This is a genomic window from Pseudonocardia sp. 2-7 (assembly GCF_056341085.1).
The window spans coordinates 4993244-5017714 of the sequence record NZ_CP094507.1 but is presented as its reverse complement, the minus strand read 5'-3'; the positions used below and the strand labels follow the sequence as shown (position 1 = coordinate 5017714).

Annotated in this window: 20 protein-coding genes and 1 pseudogene; 13 read left to right on the top strand and 8 right to left on the bottom strand. The window is 75.6% G+C overall.

What is annotated here, in order from left to right; all coding sequences use genetic code 11:
• Window positions 1–1134, bottom strand: a complete 1134-nt coding sequence (locus MTO91_RS24235; RefSeq protein ID WP_350591611.1) for an alkaline phosphatase family protein — start codon at window positions 1132–1134, stop codon at window positions 1–3.
• Window positions 1135–1230: 96 nt separating this feature from the next.
• Between MTO91_RS24235 and mftF the strand changes: the two genes are divergently transcribed.
• The 7 genes from mftF to MTO91_RS24200 all read left to right on the top strand — a co-directional run bounded on the left by mftF (window position 1231) and on the right by MTO91_RS24200 (window position 9160).
• A complete protein-coding gene (mftF, locus tag MTO91_RS24230; RefSeq protein ID WP_476652889.1) occupies window positions 1231–2724 on the top strand; it encodes a mycofactocin biosynthesis glycosyltransferase MftF in 1494 nt (497 codons plus the stop codon).
• A gap of 383 nt (window positions 2725–3107) precedes the next feature.
• Entirely contained in the window at window positions 3108–3623 is a 516-nt protein-coding gene (locus MTO91_RS24225; RefSeq protein WP_100878813.1) for a (2Fe-2S)-binding protein, read from the top strand.
• Between the two features lies 1 nt (window position 3624).
• A complete protein-coding gene (locus MTO91_RS24220) occupies window positions 3625–6108 on the top strand; it encodes a xanthine dehydrogenase family protein molybdopterin-binding subunit (protein ID WP_350591019.1) in 2484 nt (827 codons plus the stop codon).
• Window positions 6105–6956 (top strand): FAD binding domain-containing protein, encoded by an 852-nt coding sequence (locus MTO91_RS24215; RefSeq protein ID WP_350591020.1) that lies wholly within the window; start codon window positions 6105–6107, stop codon window positions 6954–6956. Before MTO91_RS24220 ends, MTO91_RS24215 begins: the two co-directional genes overlap by 4 nt.
• 89 nt (window positions 6957–7045) lie before the next feature.
• On the top strand, window positions 7046–7762 hold the full coding sequence (locus MTO91_RS24210; protein ID WP_350591021.1) for an SRPBCC family protein: 717 nt from the start codon (window positions 7046–7048) through the stop codon (window positions 7760–7762).
• A 76-nt stretch (window positions 7763–7838) separates the two neighbouring features.
• Window positions 7839–8855, top strand: a complete 1017-nt coding sequence (locus tag MTO91_RS24205; protein ID WP_350591022.1) for a P1 family peptidase — start codon at window positions 7839–7841, stop codon at window positions 8853–8855.
• Window positions 8852–9160, top strand: coding sequence for a hypothetical protein (locus MTO91_RS24200; protein ID WP_062398168.1), 309 nt, complete (start codon window positions 8852–8854; stop codon window positions 9158–9160). Before MTO91_RS24205 ends, MTO91_RS24200 begins: the two co-directional genes overlap by 4 nt.
• 59 nt (window positions 9161–9219) lie before the next feature.
• Here the strand turns inward: MTO91_RS24200 and MTO91_RS24195 are convergent, their stop codons facing one another.
• A complete protein-coding gene (locus tag MTO91_RS24195) occupies window positions 9220–9741 on the bottom strand; it encodes a PepSY domain-containing protein (protein WP_476652887.1) in 522 nt (173 codons plus the stop codon).
• A gap of 148 nt (window positions 9742–9889) precedes the next feature.
• Here MTO91_RS24195 and MTO91_RS24190 point away from each other — a divergent pair, with 148 nt between their 5' ends.
• The 4 genes and pseudogenes from MTO91_RS24190 to MTO91_RS24175 all read left to right on the top strand — a co-directional run bounded on the left by MTO91_RS24190 (window position 9890) and on the right by MTO91_RS24175 (window position 18072).
• Window positions 9890–11350, top strand: a complete 1461-nt coding sequence (locus tag MTO91_RS24190; RefSeq protein ID WP_476652885.1) for a hypothetical protein — start codon at window positions 9890–9892, stop codon at window positions 11348–11350.
• Window positions 11347–12084 (top strand): annotated as a pseudogene (locus tag MTO91_RS24185) (hypothetical protein); the annotation flags it as partial. The gene MTO91_RS24190 and the pseudogene MTO91_RS24185, both read left to right, overlap by 4 nt.
• A gap of 517 nt (window positions 12085–12601) precedes the next feature.
• A complete protein-coding gene (locus MTO91_RS24180; RefSeq protein WP_476652884.1) occupies window positions 12602–17083 on the top strand; it encodes a hypothetical protein in 4482 nt (1493 codons plus the stop codon).
• Entirely contained in the window at window positions 17080–18072 is a 993-nt protein-coding gene (locus tag MTO91_RS24175) for a hypothetical protein (protein WP_405414641.1), read from the top strand. The genes MTO91_RS24180 and MTO91_RS24175 overlap by 4 nt, the downstream gene beginning before the upstream one ends.
• A gap of 18 nt (window positions 18073–18090) precedes the next feature.
• On the opposite strand, the gene MTO91_RS24170 is transcribed toward MTO91_RS24175, so the two are convergent.
• The 3 genes from MTO91_RS24170 to MTO91_RS24160 form a co-directional block, all read right to left on the bottom strand.
• On the bottom strand, window positions 18091–18507 hold the full coding sequence (locus MTO91_RS24170; protein ID WP_476652883.1) for a PepSY domain-containing protein: 417 nt from the start codon (window positions 18505–18507) through the stop codon (window positions 18091–18093).
• A 107-nt stretch (window positions 18508–18614) separates the two neighbouring features.
• Window positions 18615–19892 (bottom strand): HAMP domain-containing sensor histidine kinase, encoded by a 1278-nt coding sequence (locus tag MTO91_RS24165; RefSeq protein WP_476652881.1) that lies wholly within the window; start codon window positions 19890–19892, stop codon window positions 18615–18617.
• Complete coding sequence (locus MTO91_RS24160; protein WP_476652879.1) at window positions 19892–20602, bottom strand: response regulator transcription factor; 711 nt, start codon at window positions 20600–20602, stop codon at window positions 19892–19894. The genes MTO91_RS24165 and MTO91_RS24160 overlap by 1 nt, the downstream gene beginning before the upstream one ends.
• Before the next feature lie 103 nt (window positions 20603–20705).
• Between MTO91_RS24160 and MTO91_RS24155 the strand changes: the two genes are divergently transcribed.
• Complete coding sequence (locus MTO91_RS24155) at window positions 20706–21167, top strand: hypothetical protein (protein ID WP_476652878.1); 462 nt, start codon at window positions 20706–20708, stop codon at window positions 21165–21167.
• 84 nt (window positions 21168–21251) lie between these two features.
• Here MTO91_RS24155 and MTO91_RS24150 read toward each other — a convergent pair whose 3' ends face one another.
• Both MTO91_RS24150 and moaA read right to left on the bottom strand, forming a co-directional pair.
• Window positions 21252–21536, bottom strand: coding sequence for a MoaD/ThiS family protein (locus tag MTO91_RS24150; protein ID WP_251786767.1), 285 nt, complete (start codon window positions 21534–21536; stop codon window positions 21252–21254).
• Between the two features lie 2 nt (window positions 21537–21538).
• A complete protein-coding gene (gene moaA / locus MTO91_RS24145; RefSeq protein ID WP_251786766.1) occupies window positions 21539–22597 on the bottom strand; it encodes a GTP 3',8-cyclase MoaA in 1059 nt (352 codons plus the stop codon).
• 270 nt (window positions 22598–22867) lie between these two features.
• On the opposite strand from moaA, the gene MTO91_RS24140 reads away from it, so the two are divergent.
• Window positions 22868–23146 carry a hypothetical protein gene (locus MTO91_RS24140; RefSeq protein WP_251786765.1) on the top strand — a complete coding sequence of 93 codons (279 nt, stop codon included), beginning with the start codon at window positions 22868–22870 and terminating at the stop codon, window positions 23144–23146.
• A gap of 27 nt (window positions 23147–23173) precedes the next feature.
• Here MTO91_RS24140 and MTO91_RS24135 read toward each other — a convergent pair whose 3' ends face one another.
• Entirely contained in the window at window positions 23174–24394 is a 1221-nt protein-coding gene (locus MTO91_RS24135) for an acyl-CoA dehydrogenase family protein (protein ID WP_062398139.1), read from the bottom strand.
• Window positions 24395–24471: the final 77 nt, after the last annotated feature.

Here is a 24471-nt window from a genome sequence, read left to right as displayed (position 1 = left end):
TCACGCCGCGGGGTGCACCAGCAGGGGCACGAGCTGCTCGGCCGTGGTGAACGAGCCGTGCTGGCCGGGCAGCGTGGACAGGAACGGCTCCGCCTCGCTCCGGACCACCGCCGCCGTCCCGTGCAGCGCGGCGACGACGTCGCCGACCCGGTCGAGCACCCGGTCGGTGACCGGCCCGAACCAGCCCCGGGCCACCGCCTCCTCCCGGCTGACGACGGCGGCGTCGTCGCCGAGCACCGCCTGCCAGGCGGCCAGCGCGTCGGACGCCGCCCCGGGCTCGGTGTAGACGTGCCGGGCGCGCGGGTCCCCGCCGAGCAGCGCCACGCCGTCGGACAGCGCCGGGGTGGTGTCGGCGTCGACGGTCCGGTCGACGGTGACCATGCCGTGGTCGCCGGTGACCGCCAGCAGGGTCCCCGCGGGCAGTGCCTCCAGCAGCATCGCGAGCAGCGCGTCGACCTGGCGCAGCTGCCAGCGCCACGCCGGGCTCCCGGGGCCGTACAGGTGGCCGACCTTGTCCAGGTCGGCGTGGTAGCCGTAGACCAGCCGCGGGCCGGGGCCCTCCACCCCGGCGAGGATCTCCACGGCCAGGTCGCCCAGCGCGGCGACCCCGCGGTACTCGCCGCCGCGCAGCCCCGACCGGGTCAGCCCGGACGTCCGGAACTCCAGCGGCGACACCGACCGGACCGCGACGCCCGCCGCCGCGGCCCGCTCCAGCACGGTCGGCTCCGGCTGCACCCGCTCCGGGACGAGCCGCTCCCGCAGATCCCGGCGGCCCGAGGACCAGCCCAGCGCGTCGAGCAGCTCGCCGTCGACGCGGAACCGCAGCCCGAGCGTGCCGTGCGCGCCCGGCGGCAGCCCGGTGCCGAGCGAGGTCAGGCTGATCGGGGTGGTCGAGGGGAACCCGACGGTGAGCGGTCCGGCGTCGGCGAGCCCGGCCAGCACCGGCGCGTCGGCGGCGTGGGCGTGCAGCAGCTCGTGGCCCAGCCCGTCGACGAGCAGCAGCACCGCCGCCCCTGCCCGCGGGAGCCCGAACGCAGGCGGCCGGTCGTCGAGCGGGGCGCCGATCGCGTGCAGCAGGGCGGGGAGGACGTCGGCCAGCGTCGCCGAGCCGTAGCGGGGGAGGACCTCGGGCATGCCCCGGAGTCTGCCCGGCGGGACCCGTGCGGACCACGCCGATCGGGCAGGTGCGGGTGTCGACCCGCGACGGCCGGGGATGGAAGGCTCCCGCAGGTGACCGCCGCCCGGACCGACCCCGACCGTCCCTCCGCCACGACCCCCTCGGGCCCGGCGGACCGGCGGCTCCCGGACGGCTTCCGGGTGCTCCTCGACCGTCGCACCCGGCGGCTCGACGGCGGCGCGGCGCTGCTCGGCGGCGCCCCGCCCCGGCTGGTGCACCTGTCCGCGCGGGCCCGCGCGCTGCTGCCAGCCCCCGGGCGGCCGCTGGTCGTCACCGGTCCCACCGAGCGGTCCCTGGCCCGCACCCTGCTCGACGCCGGGCTCGCCCACCCCGTCCCCGACGCCCCGGCCGGGATCACCGCGGCCGAGGTCACCGTCGTCGTCCCGGTGAAGGACCGGCCGCTGGACCGGCTCCTCGCCGCGCTGGCCGGGACCGGGGTGGCCGGCCCGGTCGTCGTCGACGACGGGTCCACCGACCCGGCACCGCTGCGCCGCGCCGTCGAACGGGCCGGGGGGACGGTCCTGCGGCACGCCACCCCGCGCGGCCCGGCGGCCGCCCGCAACGCCGGCCTCGCCGCCGCGACCACCCCGTTCGTGGTGTTCCTCGACTCCGACGTCGTCCCCGAACCCGGCTGGCTCCCCCCGCTGCTCGCCCACCTCGCCGACCCCGCGGTCGGTCTCGTCGCACCGCGGATCGTGGCGCCGGACCCGGAACGGGGCGGCGGGCTGCGCGGGGCGGTCGGGCGCTACGAGGCGGTGCGGTCGTCGCTGGACCTGGGCCCCGACCCGGCACTGATCGTGCCGCGGTCCCGTGTCGCCTACGTGCCGAGCGCGGCGATGCTCGTCCGGGTGTCGGCGGTCGGGCCGGTCGCGTTCGACCCGCGGATGCACGTCGCCGAGGACGTCGACCTCGTCCTGCGCCTGCACGCGGCCGGCTGGGCGATGCGCTTCGAACCCGTCGCGCGGGTCGCTCACGACCACCGCACCCACCCGGGGGAGTGGCTGCGGCGCAAGGCGTTCTACGGCACCGGGGCGGCGCCGTTGGCGCGCAGGCACCCCGGGGCGGTGCCGCCGGTGATCCTCTCCCCCTGGACGGCGGCGGTCTGTCTGCTCCTGCTCGCCCAGCGGCGGGGGGCGACGGCGCTCGCCGCCGTCGTCACCGGGGTCGCGACCGAACGGCTGTCCCGGAAGCTGCCTCGGCTCGACCACCCGCGGCGCGGGGCGGCCCTGCTCACCGCGCTCGGCCTGTCCGGGGCGCTGTGGCAGACGGCGTCGGCGCTGACCCGGCACTTCTGGCCGGTCGCCGCGCTCGCCTGCCTGGTGTCGCGCCGGGCCCGCCGCGCGGTCGTCGCGGCGGCGCTGGCGGAGGGGCTGACCGACTGGTGGCGCCACCGCGACCGTGACCCGCGGGTCCGGACCGGGCCGCTGCTGCACCTGCTCGCGCACCGGCTCGACGACCTCGCCTACGGTGCCGGTCTGTGGTGGGGGGCCGTCGAGCACCGGACCTCCGCCCCGCTGCGGCCGACCGGTCCTGGCGCACGACCCTGACGCAGGTTAGGCTTCCCTGACCTCCGGCGTCGCACCACTCCGTCAGGACTGGTCTGAACGGGTGATTCGTGTTGCGTCACGGATCCGATTCTGAGGGCGCCTCTCGCCCACCTTCTCCGCGCCTGCGGTTGCGCACGACAGGCTGTCGCCGTGACGTCGGCACCACGCCAGTCGACCTCCGGTCGCCCCGGTCCCGGCTCCTTGCACCCCAGGAAGATCGGGAGTGTGATGTGGGCGCTGCCACACGAGACGTGCGGCAACTTTTCCGGGCGCGCCGGCGTGGTCGCGAGACAGGCGACGGCGATCGGCGTTCCTCGGACGAAGTCCCCGGTCAGACCCCGCGCTTCGGAGCGTGCGTGGTCGCGTACGAGGAGTGAGAGTTCATGACAGAGGTCCGGGTCACCGTCGACGGCGTGAACTACGCCGACGACGTCGAGCCCCGCATGTTGCTCGCGCAGTATCTGAGGGAGACGCTGGGCAAGACGGGGACGCTGATCGGCTGCGACACCAGCAACTGTGGTGCCTGCACGGTTCATCTCAACGGGCAGAGCGTGAAGTCCTGCTCGGTGCTCGCGGTCCAGGCGGACGGCGCCGAGGTCACCACCATCGAGGGTCTCGCCCGCGACGGTCAGCTGCACCCGGTGCAGGAGGCCTTCCGCGAGTGCCACGGCCTGCAGTGCGGGTACTGCACGCCGGGAATGATCATGGCTGCGGTGGACCTGCTCGGGGACAACCCCGACCCGTCCGAGCAGGAGGTCCGTGAGGGCATCGAGGGCAACCTCTGCCGCTGCACGGGCTACCAGAACATCGTGCGCGCCGTGCAGACCGCGGCGAAGAACATGAAGCCGGGAGCCGCTCAGCCCTCCGGCCAGGCCGCCCCGGTTGCGGGAGGTAACTGACGTGACGACGACCGCCGAACCCACCACGACCGGCGAGATCGGCAAGGCCCGGGTCCGCAAGGAGGACCAGCGCCTCATCACCGGCCGGTCCCGCTACACCGACTCCATCACCCCTCCGGGAACCGTCCACATCGCCGTCGTCCGGTCGACGATCGCGCGGGCGACCATCACCTCGATCGACAAGTCCGAGGCCGAGAAGGCCCCGGGTGTGTTCGGCGTCTACACCGCGGCCGACCTCGGTGCGGAGGAGGTCGGCATGCCCTGCGCGTGGCCGATCACCCCGGACCAGAAGGCCCCGCAGCGCCCGGTGCTCGCCGTCGGCCGCGTCAACTTCTCCGGTGAGGGCGTCGCCGTCGTCGTCGCCCGGTCGGCCGCCGCCGCGCGCGACGCCGCCGAGCTCGTCGAGGTCGACTACGAGCCGCTCGACCCGGTCCTCGACATGGAGGCCGCCGCGCAGGACGGCGCCGAGCTGGTCCACCCGGACCTCGGCACCAACGTCTCCGCGACCTGGGTGTTCGACTCCGCCGCCGCCGGCACCGGTGCCGACGTGGCCGAGGCCATCAAGGCCGCCGAGGCCGACAGCGACTCCGTCGTCGTCCGCCGCCGCTTCCGCCAGCAGCGCCTGATCCCCGCGTTCATGGAGCCCCGCTCCTGCGTGGTGGACCCGACCGGTGAGCAGCTGACCATCTGGGCCGCGACCCAGGTGCCGCACATCCTGCGCACCATGACCACGGTGACCCTCGGGGTGCCGGAGTCCAAGCTGCGTGTCATCGCCCCCGACGTGGGCGGCGGCTTCGGCGGCAAGATCGGCGTCCTGCCCGAGGAGATGCTCTGCGTGCTGCTCGCGCAGAAGCTGGGCAAGCCGGTCAAGTGGACCGAGACCCGCAGCGAGTGCATGCTCACCGCGCACCACGCCCGGGACCAGATCCAGGACCTCGTGATGACCGCCAAGAAGGACGGCACCATCACCGGGTTCGACGTCCACCTCTACGCCGACATGGGCGCCTACCTGGGCCTCGTCGGGCCGGGTGTGCCGATTCTCGGCGCGTTCATGTTCAACGCGATCTACAAGATCCCCGCGCTGAAGTTCACCTGCTCCAACGTCTTCACCAACAAGACGCTGACCGACGCCTACCGCGGCGCCGGCCGTCCCGAGGCGACGTTCGCCATCGAGCGGATGATGGACGAGCTCGCCGTCGAGCTCGGCCGCGACCCGATGGAGCTGCGCGAGCAGAACTGGATCAAGCACGAGGAGTTCCCCTTCACGACCGTCGTGGGCCTGACCTACGACACCGGCAACTACGAGCAGGCCACGCAGCGCGCGATGGACCTGTTCGACTACGCCGGTCTGCGCCGTGAGCAGGAGGAGCGCCGCCGCTCCGGCGACCCGGTCCAGCTGGGCATCGGCATCTCGACCTTCACCGAGATGTGCGGCCTCGCGCCGTCCCGCGTGCTCGGCTCGCTGGACTACGGCGCAGGCGGCTGGGAGGCCGCCAGCATCCGGATGCTGGCCACCGGCAAGGTCGAGGTCACCACCGGTGCCTCCGCCCACGGCCAGGGCCACGAGACGGCGTTCTCGCAGATCGTCGCGGACAAGCTGGGCGTCGCGTTCGAGGACGTCGAGATCCTGCACGGCGACACCCAGGTGGCGCCGAAGGGCCTCGACACCTACGGCTCGCGCTCGCTGGTCGTCGGCGGTGTCGCCATCGTCAACGCCGCGGACAAGGTGATCGAGAAGGCGACGAAGATCGCCGCGCACCTGCTCGAGGCGTCCGAGGACGACATCGAGTTCGCGAACGGGCAGTTCACCGTCCGCGGCACCGACAAGGGCAAGGCCATCCAGGAGATCGCGTTCGCCGCGTTCATGGCGCACGACTACCCGGAGGGCATGGAGCCGTCGCTGGACTCCGACGCCGTCTTCGACCCGGAGAACTTCTCCTACCCGCACGGCACGCACCTCGCCGCGATGGAGGTCGACACCGACACCGGCCGGGTCACGCTGCGCAAGTACGTCTGCGTCGACGACATCGGCAACGTCATCAACCCGCTGATCGTCGAGGGCCAGGTGCACGGCGGTCTCGCCCAGGGCATCGCGCAGGCCCTGTTCGAGGAGGCGAACTACGACGACCAGGGCACCCTGGTCAACGCCACGTTCGTCGACTACACGATCCCGTCCGCGGCGGACCTGCCGAGCTTCACCACCGAGACCGTCTCCACCCCGGCGACGTCCAACCCGCTCGGTGTGAAGGGCGTCGGCGAGGCGGGCACCATCGCCTCGACCCCGGCCATCCTCAACGGTGTGCTCGACGCGGTCCGTCACCTCGGCGTCGACGAGATCGACATGCCGACCACCTCGCAGCGCGTGTGGCGTGCCCTGCAGGTCGCCAAGGGCAAGAGCCCGCAGGAGACCCCGAGCGACACCCACGCGCCCGGCGCCGGCCTCGGTTCCATCGACCCGAACAACCCCAAGGGAGAGGTCCAGTGATCCCGGCGAAGTTCGACTACGTCCGGCCCTCCTCGGTCGAGGAGGCCGTGTCGGCCCTGCAGTCGGCCGGTGAGGACGCGAAGATCCTGGCGGGCGGGCAGAGCCTGCTGCCGGTGCTGCGCCTGCGGATGGCCGCGCCGAGCACCGTCATCGACCTCGGGGGCATCCCCGAGCTCAAGCGGATCGGCGAGGACGACCAGTACGTCATGGTCGGCGCGATGGCCACCCACCACGAGGTCATGCGCAACGACCTGGTGAACACCCACGTGGAGCTCATCGCGCGGGCCACCGAGACCGTCGCGGACCCGCAGGTCCGGCACCGCGGCACCCTGGGCGGCGCGCTCGCGCACGCCGACCCGGCCGGTGACCTGGGCGCGGCCGCCCTGGCGATGGACGCCGAGTTCGTCATCCTGGGTGCCGGTGGCACCCGCCTGGTGACCGCGGCGGACTTCTTCCAGGACTACTTCACGACCGCGATCGGCGAGGGCGAGATCCTCACCATGGTCCGGTTCCCGAAGCGGACCGGCTGGAAGAGCCACTACGAGAAGTTCAACCGGGTCGCCCAGGCGTGGTCGATGGTGGCCGTCGCCGTGGCGCTGAAGGTGGACGGCGGGACCATCACCGAGGCCCGCGTCGGCCTGACCAACATGGGCAACGTGCCGATCCGGGCGACCGGCGTCGAGGCGGCCCTGGTGGGCAAGGCGGCGGGTCCGGACGTCGCGAAGGCGGCCGCCGAGCACGCGCTCGAGGGCACGTCCGCTCCGAGTGACGCGGACGCCGCCGCCGACTACCGTGAGCACCTGGCGAAGGTTCTCACCGGTCGTGCGGTGCTGGCCGCGGCCGGCTGACGTACCCGAGGAACACACCGACGCCGGCGCCGGCCCCGGAACCCCCGGGACCGGCGCCGGCGTTCGTTCGAGGAGGCTGGGCAGAGAAGATGCAACTGGAGAACAAGTTCACGATCGCGGCGCCGATCGAGGACGCGTGGAAGGCCCTCAACGACCCGGAGCTCATCGCCCCGTGTTTCCCCGGGGCCACCCTGACCGAGTACGAGGGCGACTCGTTCCAGGGCACCGTCAAGGTCAAGCTCGGCCCGATCTCGCTCACGTACAAGGGCAAGGGCACCTACATCGAGCGTGACGACGCGAACCACAAGGTCGTCATCGACGCGTCCGGCCGCGACGCCCGCGGCAACGGCACCGCGAAGGCCATCGTCACCGGCACCATGGTCGCCGACGGCCCGGACAAGACCTCGGTCACGATGGTCACCGACATGACCGTCACCGGTCGTCCGGCGCAGTTCGGCCGCGGCGTCATCTCCGACGTCGCCGACAAGATCATCGGGCAGTTCTCGAGCTGCGTCGCGGACAAGCTGACCGGCCCCGGTGCGGCGACCTCCAACGGCGCGGGCCCGAAGCACGCGGCCGACCAGACCAGCCCGATCCCGGCCGTCCCGCCGGGCCCGGGTGAGCAGGCCGCGCCCGCCCCGGTGAAGCGGACCTACCAGCCGCAGAGCAGCCCGGTCGAGGCCATCGACCTGCTCGACTCGGCGGGTGCCCCGGTGCTCAAGCGCCTCGGGCCGGTGCTGGGCGGCGTGGGCGCGCTCGTGCTGCTGGTCGTGCTGATCCGGCGTCTGCGCGGCGCGAAGGGCTGAGTCCCCCGCACGTCCCTCCGGGCCGGTACCGCGTTCCGCGGTGCCGGCCCGTGGCGTTGCGGGGCAGGATGGAGCGGTGCGAGCGGGCGAGCGGAACGGGCTGACCGACGTCGAGGGCCTGCGGGTCGGGCACGCGGCGGTGAACGGGCCGGGTGCCCGCAGCGGGACGACGGTCGTGCTGACCCCGCCGGGCGGCGCGGTCGCCGGCGTGGACGTGCGCGGCGCCGCGCCCGGCACCCGGGAGACCGACCTGCTCGACCCGGTCGCGACGGTCCAGCGCGTGCACGCCGTCACCCTGTCCGGGGGCAGCGCCTTCGGTCTCGACGCCGCGTCCGGCGTGATGGCCCGGCTGGAGCGCGACGGCGAGGGGTTCCCGGTGCCGGGCGCCGTCGTGCCGATCGTGCCGGCCGCCGTGGTGTTCGACCTCGGTCGCGGCGGTGACCCCCGGGTCCGCCCGACCGCGGCGACCGGCACGGCCGCCTACGACGACGCACACGCCGGCCCGGTCGTCCAGGGTTCGGTCGGGGCGGGCACCGGCGCGGTGTCCGGCGGGCTGCGCGGCGGGATCGGGTCGGCGTCCGCGGTGCTCACCGAGGGCTCTGCCGCCGGGACGACGATCGCGGCCCTGGTCGTCCTCAACTCCGCCGGTGCGGCCGCGGACCCGGCCACCGGTGAGGTGTACGGCGCCCGGCACGGTCTGCCGGGCGAGTTCGCCGCCGGGGTGGCCCCGGCCCTCGCCCCGCCGGAGCGGCTCGCCGAGCTGTACGCGGGGCACGTGAACCCGCTGGGGACGGCGACGACGCTGGTGGTCGTCGGCACCGACGCGGCCCTGGACAAGGTCGGCTGCACCCGGCTGGCGACGATGGCGCACGACGGCCTGGCCCGGTCCATCTCGCCGGTGCACACGATCCGCGACGGCGACTGCGCGTTCGCGCTGGCCACGGGCACCCGGGCCGCACCGGACGTCGCCGGGGTGTTCGCGCTGCAGGCGGCCGCGGCGGAGGTGACGGCGCGGGCGGTGGCGCACGCGCTGCTCGCGGCGGAACCGGCGCCGGACCGGCCGTCGTACTCGTCGCTCCTGGTGGGCCCGTGAGCGCGCCCAACCCGTGGCTGGGGCGACCGCGCGCCCCGCGCCCGCCGTCGGCGCCGGACCCGGACGCGGTGCGTCTGGTGGGGCTGCCCCGGCGGCGGGCCGCGGCCCGGGCGGTGAACGACGTGGTGCGGGGCGTGGACGTGCGCGCGTTCGACGACGGGTGGACCGTGTCGTTCCTCAGCGGCTACTACACGCTCTGCCACACCCTCGACCAGCTGCTCGACGCCGTGGCCCCGCCCGGGGAGCGGGAGCTGCTGCGGGCGACGGTGCTGGCCGCGGCCGACGGGACCGCGGGCCGGGGCTGACCGCCCGATCGGCGGGCCCCGTGACCCGGGTCCCGCCGGCCCCCGGTCCCGGCGCCGGTTCAGTCGTCGTCGCGGTCGTGCCGGTCGTCGTGCCGGTCGTCGCCGTCGTGCCGGTCGACGTCGTGGTCGAGGACCTGGCCGGTGGCGGCGTCGATGTCGAGATCGTGCTCGGTGGTGCCGTTCACGACCTCGACCTCCCAGTGGTCCCGGCCGTGGCTGCGGTCGTCGTCGCGGTCGTCGTCGTGCCGGTCGTCGTCGCTGTCGGCCCGGTCGAACTCGACCTCGGTGACCCGCCCGCCGCCCGCGGCGGCGAGGGCGGCGCGCTCGGCGGCGGCGCGGTCGACCGCCGGCGGGGCGGGGGTGGGGGCCGCGGGCGCGGTGGCGGCCGCGGGTGCCGTGGGCGCGGCGGTGCGGGGCAGCTCCGGGGGCAGCAGGTCGGCGGTGCGTGCGATCGCGGCGCCGGTCGGGACGACGGTGAGCTCGTCCGGGGCGCCGCCCGCGCCGAGTGCGAGGGCGGTGCCCCCGCCGACGAGCAGGAGACCGGTGGCGGCGACGGCGGCGACGGTGAGCGGGGTACGCACGGTGATCTTCCTCCGAGAGGTTCCGGCTGGTCCGGGTCGGTGCGACCCGGATGCTGGTGGGAACTGTGCCGCCGCCCTCCCCAAGGTCGCGCTGCGTGAGCCCTAAGGCGGCGTTAGGGCCCGGAGCGGCCGAACTACAGTCGTCGGGGTGTCGACCATCAGCCCGGACGAGGGAGTGGCGCGCCGGCTGAAGGCCCTGGCCTGCACGGCGCCGCTGCACGACCTCGACGCCCGCAAGGGGCGGCTGGACTGGGACGCGACCGGCTACCAGATGGCCGAGATCGGCCTGCAGGCGATCGACCAGGTCACCCTGGCCATGGACTTCGACCACGGTGCCGACCACGCGGAGGTCGTCCGGCGGCTGCTGCCGTTCGTGGGCGCGCAGGTGCCGGGGGCGCCGCGGTCGGAGTACGTCCGCGTCGCGCAGTGGGTGATCGACAACCTGATCAACGTGGGGTCGATCGACCGCGGGTTCGCCGTGGAGTACGGCACGACCGACGACGAGGGGCGCTACGTGCGTCGCCGGTTCGACTTCAAGCTGCTCCTCGAGGTGGCCGCCCCGAACGGCGGGATCTACCTGCGCGCCTCGGACGAGGCGATCAACGTGCTGGTCGGGGCGCTGGACACCGACGTCGAGTCGGCCCAGGAGGCCGCCGAGACGAAGCTGGAGACGCTGATCGTCCGCGGTCGTCTCGGCGACGCCCGGCTGGCGGCCGAGCAGGCCCGCTACCGGACCGTGCAGTACGCCGAGTCGTTGCGGCGCAAGCTGGAGGCGACCCGGCGCGACGTCCGCTCGGTGGACTGGCTCGACGCCGTCCCGCAGCTGCTCGACGAGGCGCTCACCCACATCGAGTCCCGCTACCGCGCCGAGACGGTGATCAAGGCGAACATCGCCGACGCCCGTGACGAGGCCACCGAGCCCGGGCGCCGCAGGCAGGCCGCGGAGCTGGTGACCGTCGTCGACGACTGCATCCAGCGACACACCCAGCTGCAGGCACGGTTGCAGGAGGCGGGCGCGTCGTTCCGCGCCGAGCAGGACCGCCAGCAGTTCTCCGGGAGGCCGAAGCGGGCCGCCGTCGACGTGTTCGGGCAGCTGCTGCGGCCGTCGCTGGCGCTGACCGTCGAGGCGGCGCACGACCCGGTGACCGGCTACTTCGGTGCCGGGGCCGGCGTGCGGAACCCGTCGGTGCCGAGCCTGGGCGGGCTGGTCGAGACGTTGCTGACACCGCCGAGCGACCGTGACCCGTTCGGCGCCGAGGTGCCCGAGCCGGAGCTGGCGCCGCAGCCGCGCGAGCGGTTCGGGGTGGAGACGTGGGCGGCCGCCGACGCGGTGCTGCCCGCCGATGTCGAGCACCCGGTGCGGCTGTCCGCGGCGCTCGCGGCGGCCCGCGCGGCCGGGGCGGAGCTGCCGCAGCTGGTCGCGCTGCGGGCGATGCACGCCGTCGGGACGGCGGTGGCCACGGCACGGACCCAGGGCGACCCGTCGGTGCTGGTCGCCGTCGACGACGGGACGGTCCTCGACGACCCCGAGTTCGGCGGCGCGGACCTGCTGCTGGCGCGGGCCGGGGTGCAGGGCGGACAGACGAACCGACGGACGGCGCAGACATGAGTGACACCGAGACCGCGGCCCGCCTGGTCGGCTACGGCATGCGCCCCAAGGCGCTGCCCGGCCGCGACCCCGACTACGCCGACCTGGTCCGGCGCTACCGCGAGGACGACGAGTTCCGCACGACCGTGCAGCGCGTCGCGTCCGGTCTGGGCCTGGTGGTGCTGGCCGTCGACACCGGCCCGGGCATCGTGCTCGCCGCGACCGAGGGCTCGGTGTTCGAGATCCGGATGGACGAGTACGCCCGCCGCACCGCCCTGGCCAACCGGGGCGCCGACAAGGTCCTGCACGGGATCGCGCACCTCGCCGTCGCCGCGCTGGCCTTCCCGCGCCCCGACGACCTCGGCGACGACTCCTACGTCGGCCGGGTCTCGGTGGAGCTCGTCGACGGCGCCGTCCGCGAGGCCTGCCGGGTGCTGGCCGAGCGTGCCGCGGGTCCCGCCGATCCCGAGTCCGACGCCCCGCAGCTCGAGGAGGTCTGGCGGGTCTGGCAGCGTCGCCCGGAGGCCACCGCGACCAAGGACGGCCGCGTCGGGGAGTCCACCACCCGCGGGATCGTCGGCAAGGCGCTGCGGTTCCTCGCCGACCAGGGCTTCCTCGTCCCGGTCGGCGCGGAGGGCGCCTACCGGACGACGCCGCGCTACCAGGTGCAGGTGCGCGAGCTCGCGGCCCAGCGGGCCTTCGACGAGCTGCTGGCCCTGAACGTCCTGCCCGCCGCGACCGCCGCCGGGACCCTGGTGACCGAGCACGACGGCGTGTTCGACGCGCCCGGGTCCGGTGCTCAGAGCGCGGCCGGGACGGGAAGCGCGCCCGACCTCGACGATCCGCCGGGGTCGGGGGAGACGGCCGGGCCGTCGTCGGCACTCGATCCGGCACCCGCGGCGAGGCAGCCTGTGGGGGAGACCTCCTCGGACATCGTTCATCCGGTGAACGGGGCGAACGGTGCCGGGATCGACGGCTCGGTCGGCTCGGTCGAGGGCCCCGTGTCCGTGGAACTCGCTTACCCGGTAAGCGAGTTCGTGCAGAGCGGTGTCGGGGGTGACGGCGTGGCCGGTGACCCGATGGGCGTTGTCGATCCCGTCGGCGGGGCTGTGTCGGGGGAACCCGCTGACCCGGTAAGCGAGTTCGCACAGGACGGTGCCGGGGGTGGCGACACGGCCGGGGACCGACACCCTGCCGATACGGGTACGGAGCGTGCGGATCCGGCCGGCCCGTCGGACACCCCGCCGACCGACCACCCCACGGAGGACCGCGATGTATGAGCTGACCCGCGTCCGCCTGTTCTCCGTCGGTCCGACCGCCGCCCGCTACCAGGACGTCGCGCTCGACCTGCGGGGCGTCGGGGCCCCGGTGAAGGTCGCCGTGCAGGAGGACCTGTTCGCCCCGGACGCGCTCGACCGCACGACGCCGCGTCGGCCGTCGCCGGCCTCGGTGCTGTTCCTGGAGAACGGCGGCGGCAAGTCCGTCCTGCTCAAGCTGATCTTCTCGGTCCTGCTGCCCGGGCGGCGCCAGGTGGTCGGGACCACCAGCACCACGGTGCTGGAGAACTTCGTGCTGGCCGAGGACGTGGCGCACGTCGTCTGCGAGTGGATGCACGTCGGCACCGGACGGCTGCTGGTCACCGGGAAGGTGTCGGAGTGGCGCGGGCACGTCGCCTCCAGCGACCCGGAGAAGCTGGCCGACGCCTGGTTCTCCTTCCGGCCGGCCCCCGGGATGGGCCTCGACGACCTGCCGTTCACCCACGACGGGCGCCGGGTCACCCTGGCCGCCTTCCGGGAACGCCTGCAGACCGCGCACCGCGAGCACCCCGACTCCGAGCTCGCCTGGGAGACCGGGCACCGGGACTGGACCCGCCACCTCGTCGAGGTCGGCCTGGACCCGGAGCTGTTCCGCTACCAGCGCGCGATGAACGCCGGCGAGGGCGAGGCCGCCGAGGCGTTCTCGTTCTCCTCCGACGAGGCGTTCGTCGACTTCCTGCTGCGCGCGGTGCTCGACCCGGCGGAGCCGCAGAACGTCGCCGAGCTCGTCGCCGGCTACGCCGACCGGCTCGCCCAGCGCGAGGAGCTGGAGACCGAGCGGGAGTTCGTCGACGGCACGCTGTCCCGGCTCGAGCCGATGGTCGACGCCGAGGCCACCGCGACCGCCGCCCGCGACACCGAGACGGCCGCGCGCACCGAGCTGGCGGCAACCGCGTCGCGGATCGCGGCCCGCCGGATCGCCGAGGAGGCCCGCTCGGTGACCGCCGCCGAGGAGGCCACCGGCGCGGTCGAGGCCGAGCAGTCCGCGGCCCGGGCGGCGGAGCGGCTGCAGGACACCGTCGGTGAGCTGCGCAGACTCACCGCGGGGCTCGCCGTCGAGGCCGCCGAGCGGACCGCGGCCGAGGCGACCCGCGAGCGCGACGCCGCGTCGGCCGTCTCGATGGCCCGCGACGCCGTCGAACCGGTCCTGGCGCACCGCGTCGCCGCCGCCGAGGCCGCGCGGCTGCGCGCCCGCGTCGAGGAGGAGGAGCAGAAGGCCCGGCCCGCGCTCGCCGCCCGGCAGGACGCCGCCCGCGCGCTCGCGGTCGCGCTGGCCCGGGTCGCCGCGGAGGCCGACGCCGCCGCCGACGCGGCGGAGGAACACCGCGCCGACGCCGAGGAGCGCGCGGCGGCCGCCCGTCGCGAGCAGGTCACCCGCACCGCCGACGCCGCTCGCGCCGAGAGCGCCGCCGCCACCGCCCGCGAGGCCCTCGACGACCTCGAGACCCGGGTCGCCGCCGCCGTCTCCGCCGGGCACCTGAAGGCGGGCTCGACCGCCGCCGACGTCGAGGACTCCGCGGCCGCCGCCCGGACCGAGGCGGAGCGGTGCGCCACCGCGCTCGCCGACGCCGACACCGCGGCTGCCACGATCCGCGAGGAGCGACGGGCCGCCGAGGCCCGCCGCACCGCCGCCCAGGACGCGGCGGCCGCCGCCCGCGCCGACGCCGCGACCGCCGAGGCCGCGCGCTCCGCCGCGGAGGCCGACGCCGTCGCGCTCGCCGGGGAGGTCCGGCCCGCGGAGCTGCTCGGACTCGACGAGATCCGCCCGGACACCGATGCGGGCCTCGTCGTCGACACCCTGACCACCGCGATCCGCGGCGCCGAGCGGGAGCGGACGACCCTGCACGGCGACCAGCGCCGCGACGAACGCGCGCTCGCCGCGCTCGGCGACGGCGGCCTGCTGCCCGACCCGACGGAGATCGAGGACGTCCTCGCGGTGCTGGAGGCCGCCGGGATCACCGCCTGGTCCGGCCGTCGCTACCTGGCGAAGCTGCCCGCCCCCGACCGGGAGACCGTGCTGGCGCGGCTACCGCACCTGGCGGGCGGGGTGCTGCTCAACGACGCGGGCGACGCCGAGCGGGCCCGCGCCGAGCTGGACGCGGCGCGGCTGCTGCCGGCCTGCCTGGTAGCGGTCGGTACCACCGCCGCGCTGCGCGCCGACGCCGATGCGGCGCCCGGGATCGACTTCGTCGTGCCGCCCAACCCGGCCCTGCACGACGAGGAGGCCGCCGAACAGGTCCGGGTCCGGCTCGTCGACGAGACCACCGAGCGCGCCGCCCGGCTCGCCGAGCTGGAGACCGTCCTCGACGACGACCGCAGGCTGCGGGACCGGTTCGCCGCGCTGCGCGACCGACGTCCCACCCTCGCCGACCTCACCGAGGCCGCCGAGGCCGCGGAGACCACGCGGGCCGCCGCCGTCGCCGAGCACGAGGCGACCCGCGCGGAGGTCGAGGACCTCGACGAGCGCGCTGACCGGCTCACCGTCGACCGGCCCGGCCTGGAGCGCACCGCCGGGGACACCCGTCGCCGGGCGGACGCGCTCGCCGCGCTGCGCACCGAGCTCGCCCGCCGGGCGACGCACGAGGAGCGGATGCGCACCGGGGAGGCCGACGCCGCGCGGGCCCGCGAGGAGGCCGACGCCGCCGGGACCACCGCCGACCGCGCCGGTCGCGAGGCCGCCGACGCCCAGCAGACGCGCGACCGGCAGCGCGGCATCGGCACGACCCTGCGCGACGAGGCCGCGGCGCTCCCGGTCTCCGCCGACGAGGTCGGCGGGCGGGACGGGGAGCCGGAGGGGACCCCCGGGACGTCGCTGGCCGAGCTGCGCGAGGAGTTCCAGCGGGCCCGCGACGCCTACGCCTCGGCCTCCGTCGACACCGACCTGCACGGTGCGCTGGAGCGGGCCGAGGCCGACGCGCGGGAGCGGCGGGTCGCCGTCGACGGGCTGCCGCGCACCGTCGTCGAGGCCGCGACGGCGTTCCTGCACACCCCCGACGGCGCCGACGCCGCCAGCCGCCGCGCCGCCGCCGAGCAGGCCCGAACCGCCTACGACGAGGCCGAGAGCCGCCGCGCCGACGCCGCGACCGAGCTGGCCGTCGCCCGCCGAGAACTGGAGCGGTTCACCGGCGGCGAGCGGCCGATCGACCCCTACGACCCGCCCCGCGACGCCGAGCACGGCCGCGAGCTGGTCGCCCGCGCCACGGCCGACCTGGACGCGGCGGGCAAGGACCTGGAACGCCGTCGTCGGGCCCGGACCGACGCCGAGGGCGCCCACCGCACCGCCACCGACCTCGCCCGCGGGTTCGGGCTGGTCGTGTCCTCGCTGGACGAGACGCCCGAGCCGTCCGGGGTGCCGTTCGACGGTGACGTCGAGGCCGCCCAGGCCGCGCTCAAGCGCCACCAGAACGCGGTCCGCGACGCGGCGGGGGAGCGGACGCGGGCCGAGAAGAAGGTCCGCGAGGGGGTCGACGCCGTCGCCCGCTTCGCGCAGGACCCGCGGTTCGCGACCCTGAGCTCCCCGGTGCACCGCCACATCGGCGGCGTCGACCGGTCGGAGATGCCCGGCCTCGCCGCCGAGTGGATCGCCGCGCTGCGCCCGCGGCTGCGCTCCCTCGACGACGACCTCGGCAACATCGAGCGGCACCGCTCCGGGATCGTCACCCGGCTGTCCGGGATGGTCGGCGAGGCGCTGCGCACGGTGCGTCTCGCGCAGCGGCTGTCCCAGCTGCCCGAGGGCCTCGGCGACTGGTCGGGCCAGCAGTTCCTGCGGATCCGGTTCGAGGAGCTGCCCGACGCGGCGCTGCGCCACGAGCTCGGCGCCGTCGTCGACCGCACCGCCACCGTCATGGCGGGCGGGAAGGCGAAGGACCGGCGCGACGGCATGTCCATGCTGCTGCGCGGGGTCCGGGCGGCGATGCCGAAGGGCGTCCGGGTCGAGATGCTCAAGCCCGACGCCGTGCTGCGCACCGAGCGGCTGCGGGTCTCCGCGATCAAGGACGTGTTCTCCGGCGGCCAGCAGCTGACCGCGGCGATCGTCCTGTACTGCACGATGGCGGCGCTGCGGGCGCACCAGCGCGGGCAGGGCAGGCGGGCGCACGCGGGCGTGCTGTTCCTCGACAACCCGATCGGGCGGGCGTCGGCGGGGTACCTGCTGGAGCTGCAGTTCGGCGTCGCGCAGGCCCTCGGGGTGCAGCTGGTCTACACGACCGGGCTGTTCGACGCGGGCGCGCTGTCGTCGTTCCCGCTGCTCGTGCGGCTGCGCAACGACGCCGACCTGCGCGCCGGACGCAAGTACCTGTCCGTCGACGAGCGGGTCACCCGGTCGGTGCCCGACGCCGACGCCCCCGGCGGCCGGATCACCGCCGCCCGCGTCTACCGGCGCCCCGAGGCCGCGGTGGCCGCCGGCACCGGCGACGACGGCGCGGGGTCGGCCGGATGACCCCGCCCGGGCCGGTCGCGGAGCGGCTCGCGGAGCTGCTGGCGGCCTCCGGGCGGACCCGGATCCCGCGCTCGGCGGTGCGCGCGGCGTTCCTGCAGGCGGACCCCACGATGGTCGGCAGCGTCGACGCCCGGCGGAACCTCGCCGGGGTCCTGGCCGAGCTGGCCGCCGCGGGCGTGCTGGAGCCGACCGGCCGGACCGACGACGGGGTGCCGCCGCTGCCGAACTCGGTCCGGCTGGTCCGGCCGCGCACCGACGCCGCACCGGCCGTGGACCGGGGCCCGTGGCATCCCGCGCTGGCGGGGGCCGCGGATCTGCGGCGGCCGTCGCGGGTGCTGCTGCAGGTCAACGACTGGCTGTTCGCCCACGCGTCCCGGGCGCTGGAGGTCCCGCTGCGCGAGCGCGCGCTGGAGATCACCGGCGACGAGAAGGCCTTCGACGGCCCGCTGCCCGGCGGGCTGACCCCGGAGGTCCTGCGGGCCCGCCGGGTCGTCCCGCCGCTGCACCGCGAGCGCCTGCCCGGCGGCGGGCCGGTGCTGCTCGTCGTCGGGAACGCCGACACCCTGGACTCGCTGCGCCGCGCCCTGGAGCCCGACCCCGGCCCGGTCGGTGGCCTCGCCTGGGGCGCGGGGAACGCGTTCACCGCGTCGGTGCTCGCCCTGCGTGACGACCCGCCCGCGGCGGTCCGCTACTTCGGCGACGTCGACGCCGCCGGGCTGCGGATCCCGCGGGCCGCCTCCGACCTCGCCGAGGCGCACGGCCTGCCGCCGGTGCGGCCCGCGACCGGGCTGTACCGGGCGCTGCTGCGGCACGGGCGCCCGGCCTCGGCGCGGACGGTGGACCACAGCGACGTCGAGTGGCTCGACGCCGGACTGCGTGGCCCCGTCCGCGACCTCTTCGCGGCCGGGGCGCGCCTGGCGCAGGAGGCCGTCGGGGTCACGGTCCTGGCCGGCGACCCGGACTGGCGCGACGGGCTCGCCCCGGCCTGAGGGCTCACCCGGTCCGGATCAGCTGTCGTCGCGGTCGTCGTCGGTGCGGTCGTTCCGGTCGACGTCGTGGTCGAGGACCTCGCCGGTCGCGGCGTCGACGTCGACGTCGTGCTCGGCGTCGGCGGTGCGGACCTCCACCTCCCAGTGGTCGCGGCCGTCGGAGCGGGAGTCGTCGTCGCGGTCGTCGTCGCGGCCGTCGTCGGCGCGGTCGAACTCGACCGTCACGACCTGCCCACCCCCGGCCCGCTCGACGGCGATCCGCTCGGCCGCGGCACGGTCCACGGCGGCACCGGCGCCCGGTGCGGGGGCGGTGTCGGCGGCGCTCTGCGCGGCGGGGGTCACGGCGACCTCGGCCGGCGAGGCGCACGCGGCGCCGCCGCCGACGAGCAGGAGGCCGGTGGCGGCGAGGGCGGCGATGGAGAGCGTCGAGGGCATCGGGATGTCCTTCCGGGAGGGGTCGTGCTGACACCGGTGACGATGCCGCGCAGTCGATCAACGGCGCGTTGCGCGACTCCTAACGGCACCCCAAGATCGGTGCCCGCTCAGCCCGCGGGCGGCCCCAGCTCCAGCTCCACCCGCAGCCCGCCTCCGGCCGGGGAGAGCACCGTCAGCGCCCCGCCGCCCTGGTCGGCGGTGCGCCGGGCGATGTCGAGGCCCAGCCCCGTCGAGCCGCCGCCGCTGACCCCGCGGGAGGTCGGGTCGGTCCCGGGCGGCAGCCCCGGACCGTCGTCGTGCACGACGATCCGGGCGCCGCCGCCGGTCCGGGCCGACAGCTCGACGTCGAAGGCCGTGCCGTCCGGGGTGTGCGCGAAGACGTTGCCCAGCAGCGCGTCCACACAGGCCTCCAGGTCGCCGGGTGCGCAGGCCACGGGCAGCGGGCCGTCGGCCAGGTGCAGGGTCACCGAGCGGTCGGTGTCCTCGGCCAGCACCCGCCAGAACTCCACCCGCTCCCGGACGACGGCCGCCGCGTCCGCGCTGCGGGTCGTGCCGCCGCGTCGCCGGGCCTGCTCGATCGCGCCCGTGACCGCGCGCCGGACGCCGTCGACCCCGGCCGACAGCCGTGCGGACTCGTCCGGGTCGCGCAGGGCCTCGGCGTCGAGCTGCAGGGCGGTCAGCGGGGTGCGGACCCGGTGTGCCAGGTCCGCGACGTTCTCCCGCTCCTCGCGCAGCAGCTCCGAGATCCGCCCGGCCAGCCCGTTCAGCGCGCTCGCGACGACACCGAGCTCGGCCGGGGCGCCGGGGTCGGCGCGCGCGGACAGGTCCCCGGCCGCGAGCCGCTCGGACACCCCGGACAGGTCGGTGGTGGCGTCGACGAGGCTGCGGGCCAGCCGGTCCGCGAGCAGCAGCCCGCCGGCGAGCAGCACCAGCGACAGCCCGCCCAGCAGCAGCCAGGAGCGGGTCACCCCGCGGGTGAGCTCGGCGTCGGGGACGAACACGCGGATCGCGGCGTTGCCGCCCGCGGCGCCGGTCACCGCGAACACCAGCTCGCGTCCGCCGGCCGCCTCGGTCGACGCGCTCGTCCCGAGCAGACCCAGCCGGACGACCGGGCTCCGCGGTGCGGGCGCGCCGAGCACGGTGCCGTCGGGCAGGAACACCGAGACGTCGGAGGCGTCGCGGCCGTCGGCGTTCTGGACGGCGGGGACCAGCACCGACCGGTCCCCGCCCGCGACGGCCGGGGTCAGCACCTGGGCCTGGACGGTCGCCGCGGACACCGCCGAGCTCTCCGCGACCGTGCGGATCAGCGTCGCGAGCGGGACCGCGAACGCGACCAGCACCAGCAGCACGGTCGCCCCGACGAGGACGAGGATGCGCCGTCGCATCAGGCGGTGCCCTCCCCGGTCCCCGGCGGCGCCGGCGGCGCGGACAGCCGGACCCCGACGCCGCGCACCGAGTGCAGGTAGCGCGGGGCCTGCGCGGTCTCGCCGAGCTTGCGGCGCAGCCACGACAGGTGCACGTCGACGGTCTTGTCGGCGCCGCCGTAGGGCTGCTGCCAGACCTCGGTCACCAGCTCCCGCTTGCTGACGACCTGGTCGGGGCGGGCGGCGAGGTGGTGCAGCAGGTCGAACTCGCGCGGGGTCAGCTCCAGCTCGGTGCCGTCGAGCACCGCGCGCCGCGAACGGGGGTCCACCGACAGCCCGCCGACGACGACGGAGGGGTCGCCCGCCCCGTCGCCGAGCCGGCGCAGCACCGCCCGGATCCGGGCGTCGAGCTGGGCGGCGGCGAACGGTTTGACCAGGTAGTCGTCGGCGCCCGCGTCGAGCACGGAGACGATCTCGGTCTCGTCGTCGCGGGCGGTCGCGACGATCACCGGCACCGTGCTGGCGCCCCGCAGCATCCGCAGCATGGTGGTGCCGTCCATGTCGGGCAGGCCGAGGTCGAGCACCACGAGGTCGGGCCGCTTCCCGACGGCGTGCTCCAGCCCGGCCATCGCGGTCGGTGCGGAGTCGACGGCGTGCCCCCGCTCGGTCAGCCCGCGGATGAGCGCTCCGCGGATGCCGGGGTCGTCCTCGACGATCAGGATCTGGGCCACGGAGGGAGAACCTATCCGCCGCGACCCCGCCCGCGGCGGGCACAGCCGTCGCTTGTGTCCCGTTTAGGGATCCGTTAACCGGGGTCCGGGGCATGCTGTGCGCGTGGAACGACCGACGCGCCCCGTCCTGCAGATCGCGCTCTGGACCGCCGCGGCCGCGGGTGCCCTGCTCCTGGGCCTGACGGCCGTCGGGAGCATCGGCAGCGACCTCGCGGGCACACAGACGCAGCCGCTCAGTGCCGAGCAGGTGGACGCCCGCCTGGCCCAGCAGGCCGCCACCGCCGCGCCACCGGCACCCGCGCCCGTCCCGACGACGGCACCCGCCTCCGCCCCGCCCGCGGTGGTGCAGGCCGGGACGGCGGGCAACGTCCTGGTCCGGTGCGACGGCGCGACCCCGCGGATCGTGTCGGTCAACCCCGCGCAGGGCTGGGAGCGCGAGGACGACAAGGACATCGGCCCGGCCGAGGTCGTCTTCGACGGCGACGACGTCCCGGACGTCCGGGTCACGCTGAGCTGCGCCGGTGGGGTGCCGACCGGCCGGGTCGCGACCGTCCCCGAGGACTGACCGACCGTCCCCGAGGACCGAGCGACCGTCCCCGAGGACCGAGCAGCCCGGACGGACCGGGCTCCCCGCCGGAGGCGCCGGGTCTCAGCCGCCGGCGAACGGCGGGAGCACGTCGAGCGTGGCCGCCCCGCCGACCGCGGTGGAGCGGTCGCGCACCGCCACCTCGTCGAGCAGGAAGCTGCAGCGCAGCAGCACCTGCTCCAGCTCCGGGCCGTGCGCGGTGCCGAGTGCGGCGACGGCGTCGGCCACCGTCGCGTCGCCGGGGAGCGCGACGGTCTCCTCACCGGTGCCGGCGGCCGCCTTGGCGGCGGCGAAGTAGCGGACGGTCAGCGTGCGGGTCACCAGGGGCGTGGTGAGCGAGGGGGTCATGCTCATCCTCCGATCGCGCTCATGGGGCGCGCGGGCTGCAGGAATCCGGGGTCGTCGATGCCGTGGCCCGCCTTCTTGCCCCACATCGCGTCGCGCCAGACGTCGGCGATCTCGGCGTCGGTCGCGCCGCCGCGGAGCATGGCGCGCAGGTCGGTCTCGCCGGTGGCGAACAGGCAGGTGCGGACCTGGCCGTCGGCGGTGAGGCGGGTCCGGTCGCAGGCCCCGCAGAACGGACGGGTCACCGAGGCGATCACCCCGACGGTGGCGGGGCCCCCGTTCACCACGAACCGCTCGGCGGGCGCACCGCCGCGGTCCTCGTCGGACGGAGTGAGCACGAAGCGCTCCTCGAGCCTCGCGAGGATCTCCTCGGCGGTGATCATCTCGGTGCGGCGCCAGCCGTGCTGGGCGTCGAGCGGCATCTGCTCGATGAAACGCAGCTGGTAGCCGTGGGTCAGCGCGAACTCCAGCAGGTCCGCGGCCTCGTCGTCGTTCACGCCGCGCAGCAGCACCGCGTTGATCTTCACCGGGGACAGGCCCGCGGCGTGCGCGGCGGCCATCCCGTCGATGACGTCCGACAGCCGGTCGCGCCGGGTGATCTGCGCGAACCGCTCCGGACGCAGGGTGTCCATCGAGACGTTGAGCCGGTTCACCCCGGAGGCCGCGAGGGCCTCGGCGCGGCGGGCGAGCCCGATGCCGTTGGTGGTCAGCGAGATGTCCGGGCGGGGCTCCAGCGCCGACGCCGCGGAGAAGATCTCCTCCAGGCCCTTGCGCAGCAGCGGCTCCCCGCCGGTGAAGCGCAGCTCCTCGATCCCGAGGTCGCGCACCGCCAGCGCGATCAGCCGGTTGAGCTCCGCGTCGGTCAGCTGCTCCTCGCGGGGCATCCAGTCCAGGCCCTCGGCGGGCATGCAGTAGGTGCAGCGCAGGTTGCAGCGGTCGGTGAGCGAGATCCGCAGGTCGGTCGCGACCCGTCCGAACCCGTCGACGAGGCGGGGGTCGGCCGGCCGGGCCGGGTCCCGGGACGTGCCGCCCCGCAGCGACGGCAGGCCGAGCTCGGTGGTCATGGGCCCGAGGCTAACCCCCGCCGTGCGGGCCCGCCCAGGGCGGGTTTCCGCAGCTCAGAACCGTGATCCGCACCCGCGGACGTGGCCGGGGCCACGCCGTCGCAGGTGCGGAACTAGTCATCGTGTACCTAGTCGACAGGACAGGGACATCGAGACGTCCCGCCCGCCGTCCCGGGAGGGCTCCCGGGCGGCCCCGCCTAGCGTCCCGGGCTCCAGGACGACACGGACCGGCCGCCCCGGTGGCCGGTCGCCCCACAGGAGGGAACCGCCATGTTGTCGAAGCTCGTCCCCGCCGCCCTGGCCGCAGCCGCGGCCGCCGTCGTCGTGGCCCCGGCCGCGTCGGCGGCACCCGCGCCGGTGTTCACGTCCTACGACGCCTGCCAGGCCGAGGGCTCGCGCCAGCAGATCGCCGCCGGGGGGCCGTTCAGCGGTTTCACCTTCACCTGCGAGAAGACCTACTCGGTGGGAGCGGGAACCGCCGGGTGCCCGCCCACCGCGGCCGACGGCTGCATCGGCGAGTACTGGATCCTGCGCTCCCGCAACGTCTGAGCCCGCCGCGTCGCCGTCGGACCGGGATCAGGACCGGTGGGCCTTCAGCTCCTGCCGGGCCACCGAGCGGATGTGCACCTCGTCCGGCCCGTCGGCGAAGCGCAGGGCGCGCGCCCAGGCGTAGAAGTAGGCCAGCGGGGTGTCGTCGCTCATCGCGGCCCCGCCGTGCACCTGCATCGCCCGGTCGATCACGGTGCACGCCATCCGCGGCACGACGACCTTGATCGCGGCGATCTCGGTGGCCGCGCCCTTCGCGCCGTGGTTGTCGATCAGCCACGCCGTCTTGAGCGTCAGCAGCCGGGCCTGCTCGATCTCCATCCGGCACAGTGCGATCTGCTCGCGCACCACGCCCTGCTCGGCCAGCGGCTTGCCGAACGCGACCCGCGCCTGGGCGCGCTCGGTCATCAGGTGCAGCGCGCGCTCGGCCATGCCGATCAGCCGCATGCAGTGGTGGATGCGGCCGGGGCCGAGCCGGGCCTGGGCGATGGCGAATCCGCCGCCCTCCTCGCCGAGCAGGTTCGACGCCGGCACCCGCACGCCCTCGAGGCGCAGCTCGGAGTGCCCGTGCTGGTCCTGGAAGCCGAACGTCGGCAGGTGCCGCTCGATCGTCAGTCCGGGGGTGTCGCGCGGGACGAGGATCATCGACTGCCGGCGGTGCGTCGACACGGTGTCGTCGCTGTCGTCGGCGGTCTTGCCCATGACGATGAAGATCCGGCAGCGCTCGTCCGCGGCACCGGAGATCCACCACTTGCGGCCGTCGATGACGTAGTCGTCGCCGTCGCGCCGGATCCGGGTCTCGATGTTCGTGGCGTCCGACGACGCGACGTCCGGCTCGGTCATCGCGAACGCCGAGCGGATCTCGCCGTCGAGCAGCGGCTCCAGCCACTGCTGCTTCTGCTCGTCGGTGCCGAACAGGTGGAGCGTCTCCATGTTCCCGGTGTCCGGGGCCTGGCAGTTGATCGCCTCCGGCGCGATGACCGGGGACCAGCCGGAGACCTCCGCGACCGGCGCGTACTCCAGGTTCGACAGCCCCGAGAGGTCCGGCAGGAACAGGTTCCACAGACCGCGCCCGCGGGCCTTCGCCTTCAGCTCCTCGACCACCGGGGGCAGGGCCCACTCCTCCGGGGTGCCGCGCCGCTCGGCCCGGAACGCGTCGTAGGAGGCCTCGGCCGGGAGGACCTCCTCGTCGAGGAAGGCGCGCATGCGCGCGGTGTAGTCGGCCGCCACGGCGCTGGGTGCGAAGTCCACGGCACCGATCAGACCACAGGTCCGCAGACCCCGGCAGTGCGCGATCCCGACATCGTGCGGGGTATCCACCGTGGCAC